Source organism: Yersinia aleksiciae, from assembly GCF_001047675.1.
In the GTDB taxonomy this organism is placed as follows: domain Bacteria; phylum Pseudomonadota; class Gammaproteobacteria; order Enterobacterales; family Enterobacteriaceae; genus Yersinia; species Yersinia aleksiciae.
Genome location: NZ_CP011975.1, coordinates 3,126,612 through 3,142,323, shown reverse-complemented (window position 1 = coordinate 3,142,323; position 15,712 = coordinate 3,126,612). Strand labels below are relative to the sequence as shown.

Here is a 15,712-nt window from a genome sequence, read left to right as displayed (position 1 = left end):
GCGCAGGTCTAAATAAACCCAGCATTCCTTGCGACAGCCATTCGTGCTGCTGCGCGTTAAAACTGCTACCTAAACGAAAAAAAAGCGCATCAGTAACGATGCGCCTTGTATCTTACCTTACCAGCTCAACTGCGTCAGGTTATTGTTTAACACAAACAATCAAACAATAAGTCCGCAGGTGAGAATTGACGCGGCAATTTAGTTTACAGCGTCTTTCAGACCTTTACCGGCGCGGAAGCCTGGTACTTTAGCTGCTGGAATACTGATTTCTTTGCCTGTCTGAGGGTTACGGCCAGTACGTGCAGAACGCTCACGGACTGCAAAAGTACCAAAACCAACCAGAGCTACGTCATCACCTTCTTTCAAAGATTCAGTAACAGAAGCAATAATTGCATCTAATGCGCGCCCAGCGGCCGCTTTAGAAATATCAGCACCAGCGGCAATTTTGTCGATCAGTTGTGACTTATTCACTCTTTCATCCCCTTTAGAATTCTATCGTCGCGCCGAAAATCCCTACGGACAACACGACAGCGCAGCTGTTATATCAATCCTGCCCGACCTTAGCAAGCAGCCCAAAGGCTCAAACTTTTACCGGACAGCCGAACTAACTTAGCGGCACAAAAAATAGCTGGCAAGTAGCATTTCACTTACCAGCATCAGTTTTATCAATACTTCTTGCGATACGTCACTATTTTGACGCTACTGGCTGTGCCCCGAAGGCAGGATTTTGCAAAGCAATGGCTAAAACATCATCAATTCGTTTAACCGGATGAATTTCCAGATCAGCAATAACGTTGTCTGGAATCTCTTCCAAATCACGTTTGTTATCTTCTGGAATTAGTACCACTTTGATCCCACCACGGTGAGCGGCCAGCAATTTCTCTTTCAAACCACCGATGGGCAAAACTAAGCCACGCAAGGTGATTTCACCGGTCATTGCAACATCGGCACGCACCGGGTTACCGGTCAGGCAAGAGACCAGTGCGGTACACATTGCAATACCTGCGCTCGGGCCATCTTTCGGCGTCGCACCTTCAGGCACATGCACGTGAATATCACGTTTTTCGTAGAAATCAGGGTTGATACCTAATTTATCCGCACGTGCGCGTACCACGGTCAAGGCAGCCTGAATCGACTCTTGCATCACTTCACCCAGAGAACCGGTGTAAGTCAGCTTACCCTTACCCGGCACACAGGCGGTTTCAATGGTCAGCAAATCGCCGCCAACTTCAGTCCACGCCAGACCAGTCACTTGCCCGACACGGTTTTCAGTGTCAGCACGACCATAATCGACTTTCTGCACACCAAGGAAATCTTTCAGATTATCGCCAGTGATTTCAATGTGCTTAACCGTTTTATCCATAAGCAGATTTTTTACTGCTTTACGGCACAGTTTGGAGATTTCGCGCTCCAGACTACGCACCCCAGCTTCGCGGGTGTAATAACGGATAATACTCATGATGGCACTGTCATCAATGGTCAGTTCGCCTTTCTTAATGGCGTTGCGCTCAAATTGTTTCGGTAACAAATGCTGCTTGGCAATATTGAGTTTCTCATCTTCGGTATAACCGGACAGGCGAATCACTTCCATACGATCCAGCAAAGGTGCTGGGATATTCATGGAGTTAGAGGTCGCAACAAACATGACATCAGACAGATCGTAATCCACTTCGAGATAGTGATCGTTAAAGGCCACGTTTTGTTCCGGATCTAACACCTCCAGCAAGGCCGATGCCGGATCGCCGCGCATATCGGAGGCCATCTTATCGATCTCATCCAACAGGAATAGTGGGTTTTTGACCCCAACTTTTGCCATCTTCTGGATCAATTTACCCGGCATAGAACCGATATAGGTACGGCGGTGACCACGGATTTCAGCTTCATCACGTACTCCACCCAACGCCATACGCACATACTGACGACCTGTCGCGCGGGCAATAGATTGCCCCAAAGAGGTTTTACCCACTCCAGGAGGCCCTACCAGACATAGGATTGGCCCCTTAATTTTGCTGACTCGGCTCTGTACTGCGAGGTATTCCAAGATACGATCTTTAACTCGCTCCAAGCCGTAGTGGTCGGTATCCAGAACTTCCTGCGCTTTAACCAAATCTTTTTTAACTTTACTGCGGCTGTTCCACGGAACCTGCAACATCCAGTCGATGTAACCACGAACCACGGTGGCTTCCGCCGACATCGGCGACATCATTTTCAGTTTTTGCAGTTCAGCTTCCGTTTTTTCGCGCGCATCTTTCGGCATTTTGGCCGCTTCGATTTTACGTTTTAGCGCTTCGTGCTCGTCAGGCGCATCATCCATCTCACCCAGCTCTTTCTGAATGGCTTTCATTTGCTCATTCAGATAGTACTCGCGCTGACTTTTTTCCATCTGCCGTTTGACGCGGTTACGGATCCGTTTTTCGACCTGTAACAGATCGATTTCTGATTCCATCATCGCCATCAGGTATTCCAGACGTTCGGTCACATCGAACATTTCCAGAACAGCTTGCTTATCGTTTAACTTCAACGGCATATGTGCCGCGATAGTATCAGCAAGACGCGCCGCATCATCAATACTGTGCAACGAAGCCAGTACTTCCGGTGGGATTTTTTTATTCAGTTTAATATAGCCTTCAAACTGATTAATGGCTGTGCGAACTAATACTTCTTGTTCACGATCATCCATCACAGGCGATTCAAGGTATTCCGCCTGAGCAGCAAAATGCTCACCGCTATCGGAAAGCGTGGTGATACGCGCACGCTGTAACCCTTCGACCAGCACTTTAACCGTGCCATCAGGCAATTTCAGCATTTGCAAAATCGAAGCTACGGTGCCGACTGAAAACAGATCATTGATACCAGGCTCATCCGTCGAGGCTTCTTTCTGCGCAACCAGCATGATTTTCTTATCATGGTCCATTGCAGCTTCCAGGCACCGAATCGACTTTTCCCGGCCAACAAATAGTGGGATCACCATATGCGGATAAACCACCACATCGCGCAGAGGCAATACGGGGATTTCTATGCGTTCGGAACGCTCAGGGTTCATAGAGCTCTCTCTTAGTTTAGCTTCCGCCAGATTACTGGAAATCTCGTGAAACACGAATCATCACGAGTTTCACTAAATAGGTAATTGAGTATATGGGGACGAATGTCTTACATTCAACGATTACAATGCGAGGAAAAAGAAATGGGGGATAAAATCCCCCATTGTCATACTAACCATCTGGATTATTTGGCTAATTATTCGCCAGAAGCCTGTGCTTCCGGTTGACCGTAAATCAGCATTGGAGCAGATTGACCAGCGATAACTGACTCATCTACTACCACTTTTTCCACACTGTCCATTGACGGTAAATCGTACATTGTATCCAGCAAAGCGCCTTCTACAATCGAACGCAGGCCACGTGCACCTGTTTTACGTGCCATCGCTTTCTTGGCAATTGCAGTTAACGCCTCATCACGGAACTCAAGCTCCACACCTTCCAGATTGAACAACGCCTGATACTGTTTAGTCAGTGCGTTTTTAGGCTCTTTCAGGATTTGAATCAGTGCGTCTTCGCTCAATTCACTCAGGGTAGCAACCACAGGTAGACGGCCGATAAATTCTGGGATTAAACCGAATTTAATCAAATCTTCTGGCTCAGCCTGGCTTAATAACTCGCCTTCTGTTGCCTTCTCCGACTTGCCTTTTACCGTCGCGCCAAAACCGATACCGGTTCCGGTGTTAATGCGTTGCCCGATCACTTTGTCCAAACCAGCAAAAGCACCACCACAGATAAACAGAATTTTAGAGGTGTCGACCTGCAAAAACTCCTGCTGTGGATGCTTGCGACCACCTTGTGGTGGCACAGCAGCAATTGTCCCTTCAATCAATTTCAACAGGGCCTGCTGCACACCTTCGCCCGAAACATCACGGGTGATCGACGGGTTATCAGACTTACGTGAAATTTTATCAATTTCATCGATATAGACGATACCACGTTGCGCTTTTTGAACGTCGTAATCACATTTCTGCAATAGCTTCTGAATGATGTTTTCTACATCTTCGCCCACGTAACCTGCTTCAGTCAGCGTGGTTGCATCTGCCATGGTAAATGGCACATCCAAGAAGCGAGCCAATGTCTCCGCCAGCAGCGTCTTACCGCTACCCGTCGGGCCGATCAGCAGAATATTACTTTTACCCAGCTCGATGCCATTGCTGGTATCGCCGTTACGTAAACGCTTGTAATGGTTATACACCGCAACAGCCAGCACTTTCTTCGCCGGTTCCTGCCCGATGACATAGTCATCAAGGTGGCGACGAATTTCGTGCGGAGTTGGCAGCGAACTGCGCTCCCGGTGCGGGGCAACTTCTTTGATCTCTTCGCGAATAATGTCGTTACACAAATCGACACATTCATCGCAGATATACACTGACGGCCCGGCGATTAGCTTACGCACTTCATGTTGGCTTTTGCCGCAGAAAGAGCAATACAGCAGCTTTCCAGAACCGTCTTTGCGCTTATCTGTCATCAGTAAACCTCTTTTTCAGTATCTGCCACACCCAGAATCACGGTGGCAGGGAGACTATTCTCGCTATTTCTGGACGCCACATTAGTTTGCAATGGGCAGCCGATATAGTGGGTAGTGTACGAACAATACGCAATTGAACGGGTTCGACGCCACAATTGGCTCTATTCACATTCACTACCTGTTCTATTTACGTACAATTATAGTATATCGGCTCACAGAAATAAGTCGTTAGTCACGACGGGTGAACACGGAATCAACTAATCCATATCCTACAGCCTCTTCAGCTGACAAGAAACGGTCGCGCTCAGTGTCTCTCTCTATTTCTTCAAGAGATTTTCCCGTGTGAAGCGCCATCAGTTCATTCATGCGCGATTTCACTTTTAAAATCTCTCTTGCATGAATTTCAATATCTGTGGCCTGGCCCTGGAAGCCGCCCAACGGTTGGTGAATCATTACCCGTGAATTAGGCAAGCAGAAACGTTTACCTTTAGCGCCTGCTGTCAACAGGAATGCACCCATTGAACATGCCTGGCCCATACAGATAGTGCTGACATCAGGCTTAATGAATTGCATGGTGTCATAAATTGACATCCCGGCCGTAATTACCCCACCAGGTGAGTTGATATACAGGAAGATGTCTTTTTCTGGATTCTCTGCTTCCAGAAACAGCATCTGTGCCGTAATCAGGTTGGCCATATGGTCTTCAACCTGGCCGGTCAGGAAAATAATGCGCTCTTTCAGCAGACGGGAGAAGATATCGTAAGAACGCTCCCCACGTGAAGTCTGCTCAACCACCATTGGCACCAGAGCCATGTTAGGTGCAAATTGATCTCGTTCGCCACTGTATGACATTACCGTCTCCTAATAGAATTTACTTTGGCGCCATTCATAACCGATTCTACTTGAGATAAGTAATGATGACTATGTTCATGCATCAAGGTGCGTACAAACAGTCTGGTTATCCAGACACATTCGACAGCGGTAATCAGCCAGTGTTTCATCAACATTTTATGAATGCTTGCTAAGTAAATTGGGGATTAATCTTCTTTTTCAAGTCCCCACCCACACTTTATTAGCCTAACAACCGCTCGCTATCCCTGTCAAAATCCCGACGCCCAATTGATTTTGCATCCGTATTTTACTTTTCAAATATAGCGCAGATTACAGAGAAACATGCCAGATTAATCATACTATTGAGTGATTGTTGTTACCAAAAGAAAAGCCCGTGGCCAAGGGCAACGGGCTTAATCAATCAATACACTGGATATCCCCTTTCCAATTTCTTGGAGAACAGATTATACCCAGCTTGATGCGCTAAAAAACATTACGCAGTCGTGGTCTGATTCATCAGTTCACTAAAGGTAGTTGGTTTTTCAGTTACTTTGGCTTTAGCCAGCAGAGTTTCTACCGCTTGCTCTTCCAGAGCAACGCTACGCATATTGTTCATCAGCTCTTTGTTTTTGCTGTAGAACTCAATAACTTCTTGTGGATCTTCGTACGCAGAAGCCATCTCTTCGATCAATTCTTTAACGCGGCCTTCATCAGCTTTCAGCTCGTGCTGGCTGATAACTTCACCCAGCAACAAACCAACAACGACACGACGTTTAGCTTGTTCTTCGAACAGTTCACGTGGCAGTTCAGCAGCTTGTTTCTCGTTGCCACCGAAACGCTGTGCAGCCTGACGGCGTAGAACATCAATTTCGCCTTCAACCAGTGCAGCAGGAACGTCGATTTCGTTAGCGCTAACCAGACCGTCGATCGCCTGAGTTTTAACACGGTTACGTACTGCGCCTTTCAGCTCACGTTCCATGTTTTTACGCACTTCAGCACGCAGACCGGCAACTGAACCATCAGCAACGCCGAAACGTTTGATGAATTCTTCAGTCAATTCTGGCAGCTCACGCACTTCAACTTTCTTCAACACGATGTCGAATTTAGCTGATTTACCTTTCAGGTTTTCTGCGTGGTAATCTTCTGGGAAGTTTACGTCGATGGTGAACTCTTCACCGGCTTTATGGCCGATAACACCCTCTTCGAAGCCAGGGATCATGCGACCCTGGCCCATTGCCAGTACGAAATCAGACGCTTTGCCACCTTCAAACTCTTCACCGTCGATAGAACCGGTGAAATCCAGAGTTGCGCGGTCTTCAGCAGTTGCTGCAGCGTCAGTCTCTTTCCAGGTTGCTTGTTGCTTACGCAGAGTTTCCAGCATGGTATCAACGTCAGCGTCGTTAACTTCAACAACTGGCTTTTCTACTTCAATGCTTTCCAGATCTTTCAGCTCAACTTCTGGATAGACTTCGAACTCAACAGAATAAGTAAAATCTTCACCCTGCTTGTATTCACCTGGCACATAGTTTGGTGCGCCAGCTGGGTTGATTTTTTCTTTAATGATCGCGTCAACGAAATTGCGTTGCATCAGGTCACCCAGTACATCCTGGCGAACAGATGCGCCGTAGCGCTGTTCAACGATGTTCATCGGCACATGGCCTTTACGGAAACCGTCGATACGAACACTTTTAGCGGCTTTCACTAATTCACTTTTTACTGCTTTCTCAATGCTGTCAGCAGCAACAGTAATTGTTACACGGCGGCCAAGGCCTTGAGTGGTTTCAACAGAAACTTGCATCTTGTTACCTCAAAAAAATCACAGTGCTCGGTCAACTCCAGAAGCTGCAAACGAAGCAGCACCATTTACCCTTTCAGGAATGATGCGAACTCTGAAAACACCCTCTAAGAACCGGGACGGCCGCATTAAACAGAACCGAGTATCCCAGATGTCAGAAGCGTCCCGAAACCATTCCGGAAAAATAAGACGCGACATTATAGCGGTGCACAGGGTATGAGTCGAGGAAAGCAAGCGAATGTTGTCGCGGTAAAATTCACGCGTGAATCGTTCCCTCGGCTAAAACTCCTGCGACGCACTAATAAAACGGTGTGTCGCCTACACAGAAAAACAAGCGGCCCGGAGGCCGCTTGCGAAATTCTCATCTACTAATACCCTAAATCAGGCCAGAATTACTACTGTTATCCAGCCTGTTTTTGATTAGGCCCGCAGTTTACGCCAATGTTCCGGCTCCGCGACAAGACGGTGAATCCGGTACAGTATCTTGCAATCCAGCCCACTCTTTTAATGTATAAGTGTGCAAAGCCAGCGCATGAACGCTGCCCGCCAACTCATCAGCTAACACGCTATAAATCGCACGATGGCGGCTCAGAAAGCGCTGATCTTGAAATTTATTGCTGACGATAACAATTTTAAAATGACTTTCAGAACCTGCCGGAACATTGTGGCGGTAACTTTCATTTATTACCTCCAGATGATCCGGTTCGAATGCCATTTTTAGTTTTTCTTCAATTTGTTCTCGAATCAAAATCATCATGCTCTCCTTACTGCTGAGGCAGAAAACTGCCTACTCTCTTATGCAATATTAGTTGATCTCCGCTGTTTTATAACATTTCAGATACAAAATAACCCGAATATCTCCTTTCAATTGGCTCAAGGTATGAGGCTAATCTGATAGTCAGGTAAAAAGGTTACTTGTAAGGTCTTTAATGTAAATTGACGGGGCACTTGGGGGAAAATCGTCTTTTTTGGTGAAATTCTCTGCATCGGGATCTTCCACCAGCCAATCCCAGTGCTATGATGTCGCGACTGCACACTCGCAAAATAACATGGCTGCTATCCCGCTCTGATTATTAAAGAATTCCATAACTATTGAGATAAAGTGAACATGCTAAAGAAAATTCTTTTCCCGCTGTTGGCTGTTTTCATCCTGGCGGGTTGTGCTGCCAGCAACAACACGTTGAATGTCACGCCAAAAGTGGTATTGCCACCACAAGATCCAACCTTAATGGGGATTACTATCAGCATTAACGGTGCTGATCAGCGTCAAGATGCAGCCCTGGCTAAAGTCAATCGCGATGGTCAATTGGTCGTGTTGACCCCATCCCGTGACCTGCGCTTCTTATTACAAGAAGTACTGGAAAAACAGATGACTGCCCGTGGTTATATGATTGGTACTGGTGCGCCGGTGGACTTGCAAATCGTTGTAAACCAGCTATTTGCTGATGTGCAGGAAGGTAATCTGCGCTATAACATCACCACCAAAGCGGATATCTCTATTACTGCTACCGCGAAAAATGGTAATAAGCAGGTTAAAAACTACCGTGCCAGTTACAATGTTCAGGGTGCATTTACTGCGACTAACGAAAAAATCACTGATGCCGTCAATACCGTGTTAAGCGATGTGATAGCAGATATGGCGCAAGACACTAGTGTCAGCAGCTTTATTAAACAAAACGCTCGCTAATCTTCCGTTTGCTTAACATCATTATTACTGCTTAACAGAATGCTCCGCCCTGCTCATCGGGTGGAGCATGTAGGTCTCACATGTCCAATCGCTACTCAAATCTTTTTACCCAACGTAATTCGCTTATTCTTCTGTTGTTGGGGTTTGCTTCGGGTCTCCCTTTAGCCCTCACTGGTGGTACGCTGCAAGCGTGGATGACGGTTGAAAACGTCGATCTGAAAACCATTGGTATCTTCTCTTTGGTTGGTCAGGCTTACGTCTTTAAGTTCCTCTGGTCCCCATTAATGGACCGCTACACCCCTTCGTTTCTTGGCCGTCGACGTGGCTGGTTGCTGATAAGCCAGCTATTACTCATTGTCGCCATTATCGCCATGGGCTTTATGGAACCGGCTAAGCATTTATGGTGGTTGGCGGCAATTGCAGTATTAGTCGCATTCTGCTCCGCGTCGCAAGATATTGTTTTTGATGCCTATAAAACCGATTTGCTCACGGCCGAAGAGCGCGGCACCGGGGCGGCAGTTTCAGTGCTGGGTTATCGTCTGGCGATGTTGGTTTCTGGCGGGTTGGCATTGTGGATAGCCGATCGCTACCTTGGCTGGCAATCCACTTACTGGTTAATGGCCGGTTTGATGTTAATTGGGGTATTTGCCACCCTATTTGCCCCTGAACCTGATATCCGCATTGCGCCACCAAAAACATTGGAAGAGGCGATCGTTGCCCCATTACGTGATTTCTTTGGCCGTAACAATGCTTGGCTGATTCTGTTGCTGATCGTGCTGTACAAAATGGGCGATGCTTTTGCCGCCAGCCTGAGTACCACCTTCTTGATCCGTGGCGTCGGGTTCGATGCCGGTGAAGTTGGGCTGGTTAATAAAACATTAGGATTGATTGCTACCATTATTGGCGCACTCTATGGCGGCCTGTTGATGCGGCGGCTGAGTTTATTCCGAGCATTGATGATATTCGGCATTTTACAAGCGATTTCCAATGTGGGCTATTGGCTGCTATCCATCACTGATAAGAATATATTTTCCATGGGCAGCGCTATCTTCCTGGAAAATCTCTGTGGGGGTATGGGTACTGCGGCATTTGTCGCACTGCTAATGACGCTCTGTAACAAATCTTTCTCCGCTACGCAATTTGCGTTGTTATCTGCACTATCCGCCGTCGGTCGCGTTTATGTCGGCCCGATTGCTGGTTGGTTTGTCGAAACACACGGCTGGCCTCTGTTCTACCTGTTTTCTATTGCCGCAGCCATTCCCGGCTTATTACTGCTTTATATCTGCCGTCATACGCTGGAACATACCCAGAAAACAGATGAATTTATGCCCCGAACCGCATTTAAAACCGCTTACCGTTGGGCATTACGCTTCTTAACCATTGGCTGCATATTACTAGTTGCATGGCTGATTTTACTGATATGTAACGCACTGGATTGGACCGCTGCACCACAAATAGCCGATACCTTACTACTGCGCGGCATCCAACTCAGTGTGGTCGGAATGGTTCTGGGGGGAGTATTGGATTATCTGGCGCTCAGGCGGGAAAAACTAGCGTAATCACCTAAGTTAACATTCAAAGGCCGGCACTCATGCCGGCTTTTTTATATTTATCAGCCAAAAAAATAATCCTACCCAATAAACAATTGCGAAACCACCCCGTAAAATTAGTGAATCAAGTCACATATATCAGTAACAGTTGCAAAATATTATTCCCAAAATGAGATCAAGATCACCTCTCGGTCTTTATCCTTTCGTGCGGTAAGACTATGATGTGCGCACTTTTTGTTAAGGACTGTGTCCTTTTGTTTCTTCTGACATCTTTCAACTACACAGAGGCATTTATGCGTAAATCTCTTATCGGCGCTATCGCACTGGCCACGGTCACTTTGGCTCCTGCCGCACAAGCTGAATACCAGTGGGGCTTCGGTAACATCAGCATGAACTATCTTGACTGGACCCGAAGTACTACGCATAAATCAGGCAATTCCTCGCATAAAGATGACTTTGCTTATATCGAGTTGGAAGGTGGTGCAGGTTATAGCTGGGGCGAAATTTACGGTTTCTTTGATTTAGAAAATCCGTTCAATTCCAAAACGGCGCAACCGGGTGACAACCAACGCTATACGTTCAAAACCACCGGTCGCTACTACTTGGGTGACACCGGCTTCAATCTATATGGTCACATTTATGGCACCTACTCGCTGCCAAGCGCTGAAGGCAACGATTACAGTAATTTCCACGAAGTGAACACCTTGTATGGTATCGGCTATAACGCGACAGTTGCTGGCGTGTGGATGAAACCTTTCGTGGCATTGCACTATGTTGACCAGACTTATTACTCTGGTAATAACGGTTATGTCGTGGGTTGGGTTGCAGGTTATGACTTTACCGCGTTTGATGAGAAATTTAGCATCACCAACTGGAACGAACTGGAATTCAACCGTGCGGAGCGCTATGCCGCAGGCAACGGTGGCCGTAATGGGGTTAACGGTGCTATCGCACTTTGGTGGACACCGATTAAGCAATTTACCACCGGCATTCAGTACCGTTATGCGTATAACAAATTGGGTGAAGACTTTTTACAAGACGGCATCATTTACTCAATAAAATATAATTTCTAACTAAATGATTCCGGGGTGCCTATTTATGTCACCTCGGAATATATTTTAATTTACTTTTGCATCACATATTTTTCACACAAAATAAGTTCACGTACGAATTAAAAATCAGTACTTCCCTTGAATAAAGCCCTAATTACCGTTGTTTTTCCATAACATCCCTGCTTTGCTACTCAGCCATATCGCCAACATATTGTTGCCATTAGTAAATTGTCACGCCAGTCAACATCTGTGACCCCCTTAACATAAAGTGTCAACAAGCCGCTGACACAATCTTAAGCATGTTTACAGTCCTGCAACCTTCCCGTAAAATGCCCGCACAGATGAAACGACAATAGAGCCATTTGTAATTGAGGTCGTTAGATGAGACTTAAGAAATACATTAAAAATATGGGTATGCTGTCTTTATTTGCAGCCACGGTAATGCTCAGTGGTTGCGATATGGTATTGATGAATCCCAAAGGCGCAATCGGAGTCGAACAAAAAACACTGATACTTACTGCTATCGGTTTAATGTTGATCGTCGTAGTTCCGGTTATTTTTATGGCGTTCGCTTTTGCATGGAAGTATCGCGCATCCAACAAAAGTGCGACCTACACCCCAAATTGGTCCCATTCAAACAAAATTGAGCTTGTTGTATGGGCTGTTCCAATCATTATTATCGCCATTTTGGCGACGATAACCTGGAAAACCTCTCACGAACTTGACCCGTTCAAACCGCTTGAAGTGGCTGGCAAAGAGCCAATCACCATTGAAGTGGTTTCCCTTGACTGGAAATGGCTGTTTATCTATCCAGAACAAGGTATTGCTACAGTAAATGAACTGGCCTTCCCTACTGATGTTCCGGTGAACTTTAAAATCACCTCTAACTCAGTAATGAACTCGTTCTTTATTCCTCAGTTAGGCGGGCAGATCTATGCGATGGCCGGGATGCAAACCAAGCTGCATCTAATTGCCAATGAAGCCGGTAAATACAATGGTATTTCCAGTAGCTTCAGCGGTAAGGGCTTCTCTGGTATGAAATTCACTGCGATTGCAACGCCAACGCAGGAAGACTTTAACCAGTGGGTCGCACAGGTGAAAAAATCGCCGAACACCCTGAATACTACTGACGATTTCAATAAACTGGCTGAACCGAGCGAAAATAACCCGGTTGAGTATTTCTCCAGTGTTAAACCGGAGCTGTTTAAAGGAATTATTGGCAAATTTATGGGCGATATGAACATGCACAAGAAAGGCGATGATACCCATAAAGGTATGGATATGAGCCAGGGCATGGATATGGGCGAACACGCCGCTCACGCCGGAGCCGAGGAATAAAACGATGTTGGGAAAATTAACACTTGATGCGGTTCCGCTACACGAACCAATCATTATGGTTACCGTTGCTGCGATTGTTCTAGGTGGGCTGGCACTTGTTGCCCTCCTGACCTATTTTGGCAAATGGAAGTGGTTATGGAGCGAATGGTTGACGTCAGTTGACCATAAAAAAATCGGTATCATGTACATTCTGGTCGCCATGGTCATGCTTTTGCGTGGTTTTGCCGACGCCATCATGATGCGTAGCCAGCAAGCACTTGCTTCTGCTGGCGAGGCTGGATTCTTACCACCTCATCACTATGACCAGATTTTCACCGCTCACGGCGTTATCATGATTTTCTTCATGGCAATGCCTTTTGTTGTGGGCTTGATGAACGTGGTTGTACCACTACAAATCGGTGCTCGTGACGTTGCCTTCCCGTTCCTGAACTCACTGAGTTTCTGGTTCTTCGTCGTCGGGGTGGTGTTAATCAACATCTCTCTGGGGGTCGGTGAATTCGCGCAAACTGGCTGGCTGGCCTATCCGCCGCTGTCAGGTAAAGAGTACAACCCTGGTGTCGGGGTCGATTACTGGATCTGGAGTCTACAGATTTCCGGTTTGGGGACCTTGCTGACCGGTGTTAACTTCTTCGCCACTATCTTGAAGATGCGTGCACCTGGCATGTCAATGATGAAGATGCCTGTCTTCACATGGGCGGCGCTCTGCACCAACATTTTGATTATCGTTTCTTTCCCGATTCTGACGGTGACCGTCGCGTTACTGACCCTGGATCGTTACCTTGGCACCCATTTCTTTACTAATGATATGGGTGGCAACATGATGATGTACATCAACCTGATTTGGGCCTGGGGCCATCCGGAAGTGTACATTCTGGTCCTGCCGGTATTCGGTGTGTTCTCCGAAGTTACCGCGACCTTCTCAAGAAAACGCCTGTTTGGTTATACCTCTCTCGTTTGGGCAACCATCGCGATTACCGTACTGTCGTTTATCGTTTGGCTACACCACTTCTTTACCATGGGATCCGGTGCCAACGTTAACGCCTTCTTCGGTATTGCCACGATGATCATTTCCATCCCGACAGGGGTGAAAATATTCAACTGGTTGTTCACCATGTACCAAGGCCGTATTCAGCTAAACTCCGCAATGCTGTGGACTGTTGGCTTCATCATCACCTTCTCTATCGGTGGGATGACCGGTGTTCTGCTGGCAGTTCCAGGTGCAAACTTTGTTCTGCATAACAGCTTGTTCCTGATTGCGCACTTCCATAACGTGATTATCGGTGGTGTGGTATTCGGTTGCTTCGCTGGCCTGACTTACTGGTGGCCTAAGTCCTTCGGCTTTACGCTGAATGAGAAATGGGGCATCCGAGCATTCTGGTTCTGGATCATTGGTTTCTTCGTTGCCTTTATGCCGCTGTACGTACTGGGCTTTATGGGCATGACCCGTCGTTTGAGCCAAGACATCAACCCAGAATTCCACCCGATGTTAATGGTGGCAGCTGGTGGTGCAGCACTGATTGCTTGCGGTATCTTGTGTCAAGTTATTCAGGTCTTCGTCAGTATCCGTGACCGCGAACAAAATCGCGATCTGACCGGTGACCCATGGGGTGGCCGTACGCTGGAGTGGTCTACCTCTTCTCCACCGCCATTCTATAACTTCGCTGTTGTGCCAGTAGTCACTGACCGTGACGAATTCTGGGATATGAAAGAGAAAGGCGAAGCGTATAAGCGCCCAGAGAAATACGAAGAGATCCACATGCCGAGAAATACCGGTGCAGGTGTGATTATTGCTGGCTTCAGCTTGATCTTCGGCTTTGCCATGATCTGGTATATCTGGTGGCTGGCCATCATTGGCTTCGCTGGCATGATTGTGACCTGGATTGTGAAAAGCTTCGACGAGGATGTTGATTACTATGTGCCAGTTGCAGAAGTTGAGCGCATTGAAGATCTTCATCATGAACAAATCAGCAAAGCAGGCGTGAATCATGTCAACTGAAACTCTGACTAACCATAACGTCGCCCATGTAGAGCATGGGCATCACGATGCAGGAGCCACCAAAGTATTTGGCTTCTGGATCTACCTGATGAGCGACTGTATTTTGTTTGCGACGCTGTTCGCAACCTATGCAGTGCTGGTAAACGGGACCGCTGGCGGTCCTTCAGGCAAGGATATCTTCGACTTGAACTTTGTTCTGGTCGAAACCTTCCTGTTGCTGTTCAGTAGTATTACTTACGGCATCGCTATGCTGGGTATGAATAAGGGCCATAAAAACCAAGTGAACACTTGGTTAGGTCTGACGTTCCTGTTCGGCCTGGGCTTTGTGGCAATGGAAATCTATGAATTCCATCACCTGATTGCTGAAGGCTATGGTCCGGATCGCAGTGCGTTCCTGTCTAGCTTCTTCGCGCTGGTTGCCACCCACGGTATTCACGTTACTGCTGGCCTGGTTTGGATCATCATTATGATGATTCAAGTAGCAAAACGCGGCCTGAATGAAATGAACCGAACCCGTCTGATGTGCCTGAGCTTGTTCTGGCACTTCTTGGATGTGGTTTGGATCTGTGTATTCACCGTTGTCTATCTGTTAGGAGCCATGTAATGAGTCATCCAACAACTAGCCATCCAACAACGACACACGGTGGAGCCAGCCACGGTAGCTTAAAGTCATATCTTATTGGCTTCATTCTGTCGGTCATTCTGACAGTTATTCCATTTGCGATGGTAATGAGTGGTACCGCCTCCCATACCACTATTCTGGCCACAGTGGTCGGTTTAGCCGTTGTGCAGATTATCGTACACTTAGTGTACTTCCTGCATATGAATGGATCGTCCGAAGAGCGTTGGAATCTGGTGGCGTTCCTGTTCACCGCTATGATTATTGCAATCGTTGTTGTGGGCTCACTCTGGATTATGTACAACCTCAACATCAATATGATGGTTGACTGAAGA

At 46.9% G+C, this 15,712-nt stretch carries 13 protein-coding genes; 7 read left to right on the top strand and 6 right to left on the bottom strand.

What is annotated here, in order from left to right; translation table 11 throughout:
• Window positions 1–198 precede the first annotated feature (198 nt).
• The 6 genes from hupB to bolA form a co-directional block, all read right to left on the bottom strand.
• Entirely contained in the window at window positions 199–471 is a 273-nt protein-coding gene (gene hupB / locus ACZ76_RS14025) for a nucleoid-associated protein HU-beta (protein ID WP_004392663.1), read from the bottom strand.
• A 217-nt stretch (window positions 472–688) separates the two neighbouring features.
• A complete protein-coding gene (lon, locus tag ACZ76_RS14020; RefSeq protein WP_048619469.1) occupies window positions 689–3,043 on the bottom strand; it encodes an endopeptidase La in 2,355 nt (784 codons plus the stop codon).
• Window positions 3,044–3,237: 194 nt separating this feature from the next.
• The gene (clpX, locus tag ACZ76_RS14015; RefSeq protein ID WP_004714578.1) at window positions 3,238–4,509 is read right to left on the bottom strand and encodes an ATP-dependent protease ATP-binding subunit ClpX; all 1,272 of its coding nucleotides are present in this window, start codon (window positions 4,507–4,509) and stop codon (window positions 3,238–3,240) included.
• 228 nt (window positions 4,510–4,737) lie between these two features.
• Window positions 4,738–5,361, bottom strand: coding sequence for an ATP-dependent Clp endopeptidase proteolytic subunit ClpP (gene clpP, locus ACZ76_RS14010; RefSeq protein WP_005272733.1), 624 nt, complete (start codon window positions 5,359–5,361; stop codon window positions 4,738–4,740).
• A gap of 472 nt (window positions 5,362–5,833) precedes the next feature.
• Entirely contained in the window at window positions 5,834–7,138 is a 1,305-nt protein-coding gene (gene tig, locus ACZ76_RS14005) for a trigger factor (RefSeq protein ID WP_048619468.1), read from the bottom strand.
• 430 nt (window positions 7,139–7,568) lie between these two features.
• The gene (bolA, locus tag ACZ76_RS14000; RefSeq protein WP_074007611.1) at window positions 7,569–7,889 is read right to left on the bottom strand and encodes a transcriptional regulator BolA; all 321 of its coding nucleotides are present in this window, start codon (window positions 7,887–7,889) and stop codon (window positions 7,569–7,571) included.
• 354 nt (window positions 7,890–8,243) lie between these two features.
• Here bolA and ACZ76_RS13995 point away from each other — a divergent pair, with 354 nt between their 5' ends.
• The 7 genes from ACZ76_RS13995 (at window position 8,244) to ACZ76_RS13965 (ending at window position 15,709) form a co-directional block, all read left to right on the top strand.
• On the top strand, window positions 8,244–8,822 hold the full coding sequence (locus ACZ76_RS13995; protein ID WP_048619467.1) for a lipoprotein: 579 nt from the start codon (window positions 8,244–8,246) through the stop codon (window positions 8,820–8,822).
• An 80-nt stretch (window positions 8,823–8,902) separates the two neighbouring features.
• On the top strand, window positions 8,903–10,381 hold the full coding sequence (gene ampG / locus ACZ76_RS13990) for a muropeptide MFS transporter AmpG (RefSeq protein WP_048619466.1): 1,479 nt from the start codon (window positions 8,903–8,905) through the stop codon (window positions 10,379–10,381).
• A gap of 284 nt (window positions 10,382–10,665) precedes the next feature.
• Window positions 10,666–11,445, top strand: a complete 780-nt coding sequence (locus tag ACZ76_RS13985) for a nucleoside-specific channel-forming Tsx family protein (RefSeq protein ID WP_048619465.1) — start codon at window positions 10,666–10,668, stop codon at window positions 11,443–11,445.
• 360 nt (window positions 11,446–11,805) lie between these two features.
• Window positions 11,806–12,762: a cytochrome o ubiquinol oxidase subunit II gene (gene cyoA, locus ACZ76_RS13980; protein ID WP_048619464.1), complete on the top strand. Its 957-nt coding sequence runs from the start codon at window positions 11,806–11,808 to the stop codon at window positions 12,760–12,762.
• A gap of 4 nt (window positions 12,763–12,766) precedes the next feature.
• Window positions 12,767–14,758 (top strand): cytochrome o ubiquinol oxidase subunit I, encoded by a 1,992-nt coding sequence (gene cyoB, locus ACZ76_RS13975; protein WP_048619463.1) that lies wholly within the window; start codon window positions 12,767–12,769, stop codon window positions 14,756–14,758.
• On the top strand, window positions 14,748–15,362 hold the full coding sequence (locus tag ACZ76_RS13970; RefSeq protein WP_032812971.1) for a cytochrome o ubiquinol oxidase subunit III: 615 nt from the start codon (window positions 14,748–14,750) through the stop codon (window positions 15,360–15,362). Before cyoB ends, ACZ76_RS13970 begins: the two co-directional genes overlap by 11 nt.
• Entirely contained in the window at window positions 15,362–15,709 is a 348-nt protein-coding gene (locus ACZ76_RS13965) for a cytochrome o ubiquinol oxidase subunit IV (RefSeq protein ID WP_048619462.1), read from the top strand. Before ACZ76_RS13970 ends, ACZ76_RS13965 begins: the two co-directional genes overlap by 1 nt.
• Window positions 15,710–15,712 lie beyond the last annotated feature (3 nt).

Coding starts and splice junctions, on each gene's coding strand:
- lon (WP_048619469.1), bottom strand. CDS start 3,043: ATGAACCCTGAGCGTTCCGAACGCATAGAAATCCCCGTATTGCCTCTG.
- clpX (WP_004714578.1), bottom strand. CDS start 4,509: ATGACAGATAAGCGCAAAGACGGTTCTGGAAAGCTGCTGTATTGCTCT.
- clpP (WP_005272733.1), bottom strand. CDS start 5,361: ATGTCATACAGTGGCGAACGAGATCAATTTGCACCTAACATGGCTCTG.
- tig (WP_048619468.1), bottom strand. CDS start 7,138: ATGCAAGTTTCTGTTGAAACCACTCAAGGCCTTGGCCGCCGTGTAACA.
- bolA (WP_074007611.1), bottom strand. CDS start 7,889: ATGATTTTGATTCGAGAACAAATTGAAGAAAAACTAAAAATGGCATTC.
- ACZ76_RS13995 (WP_048619467.1), top strand. CDS start 8,244: ATGCTAAAGAAAATTCTTTTCCCGCTGTTGGCTGTTTTCATCCTGGCG.
- ampG (WP_048619466.1), top strand. CDS start 8,903: ATGTCCAATCGCTACTCAAATCTTTTTACCCAACGTAATTCGCTTATT.
- ACZ76_RS13985 (WP_048619465.1), top strand. CDS start 10,666: ATGCGTAAATCTCTTATCGGCGCTATCGCACTGGCCACGGTCACTTTG.
- cyoA (WP_048619464.1), top strand. CDS start 11,806: ATGAGACTTAAGAAATACATTAAAAATATGGGTATGCTGTCTTTATTT.
- cyoB (WP_048619463.1), top strand. CDS start 12,767: ATGTTGGGAAAATTAACACTTGATGCGGTTCCGCTACACGAACCAATC.
- ACZ76_RS13970 (WP_032812971.1), top strand. CDS start 14,748: ATGTCAACTGAAACTCTGACTAACCATAACGTCGCCCATGTAGAGCAT.
- ACZ76_RS13965 (WP_048619462.1), top strand. CDS start 15,362: ATGAGTCATCCAACAACTAGCCATCCAACAACGACACACGGTGGAGCC.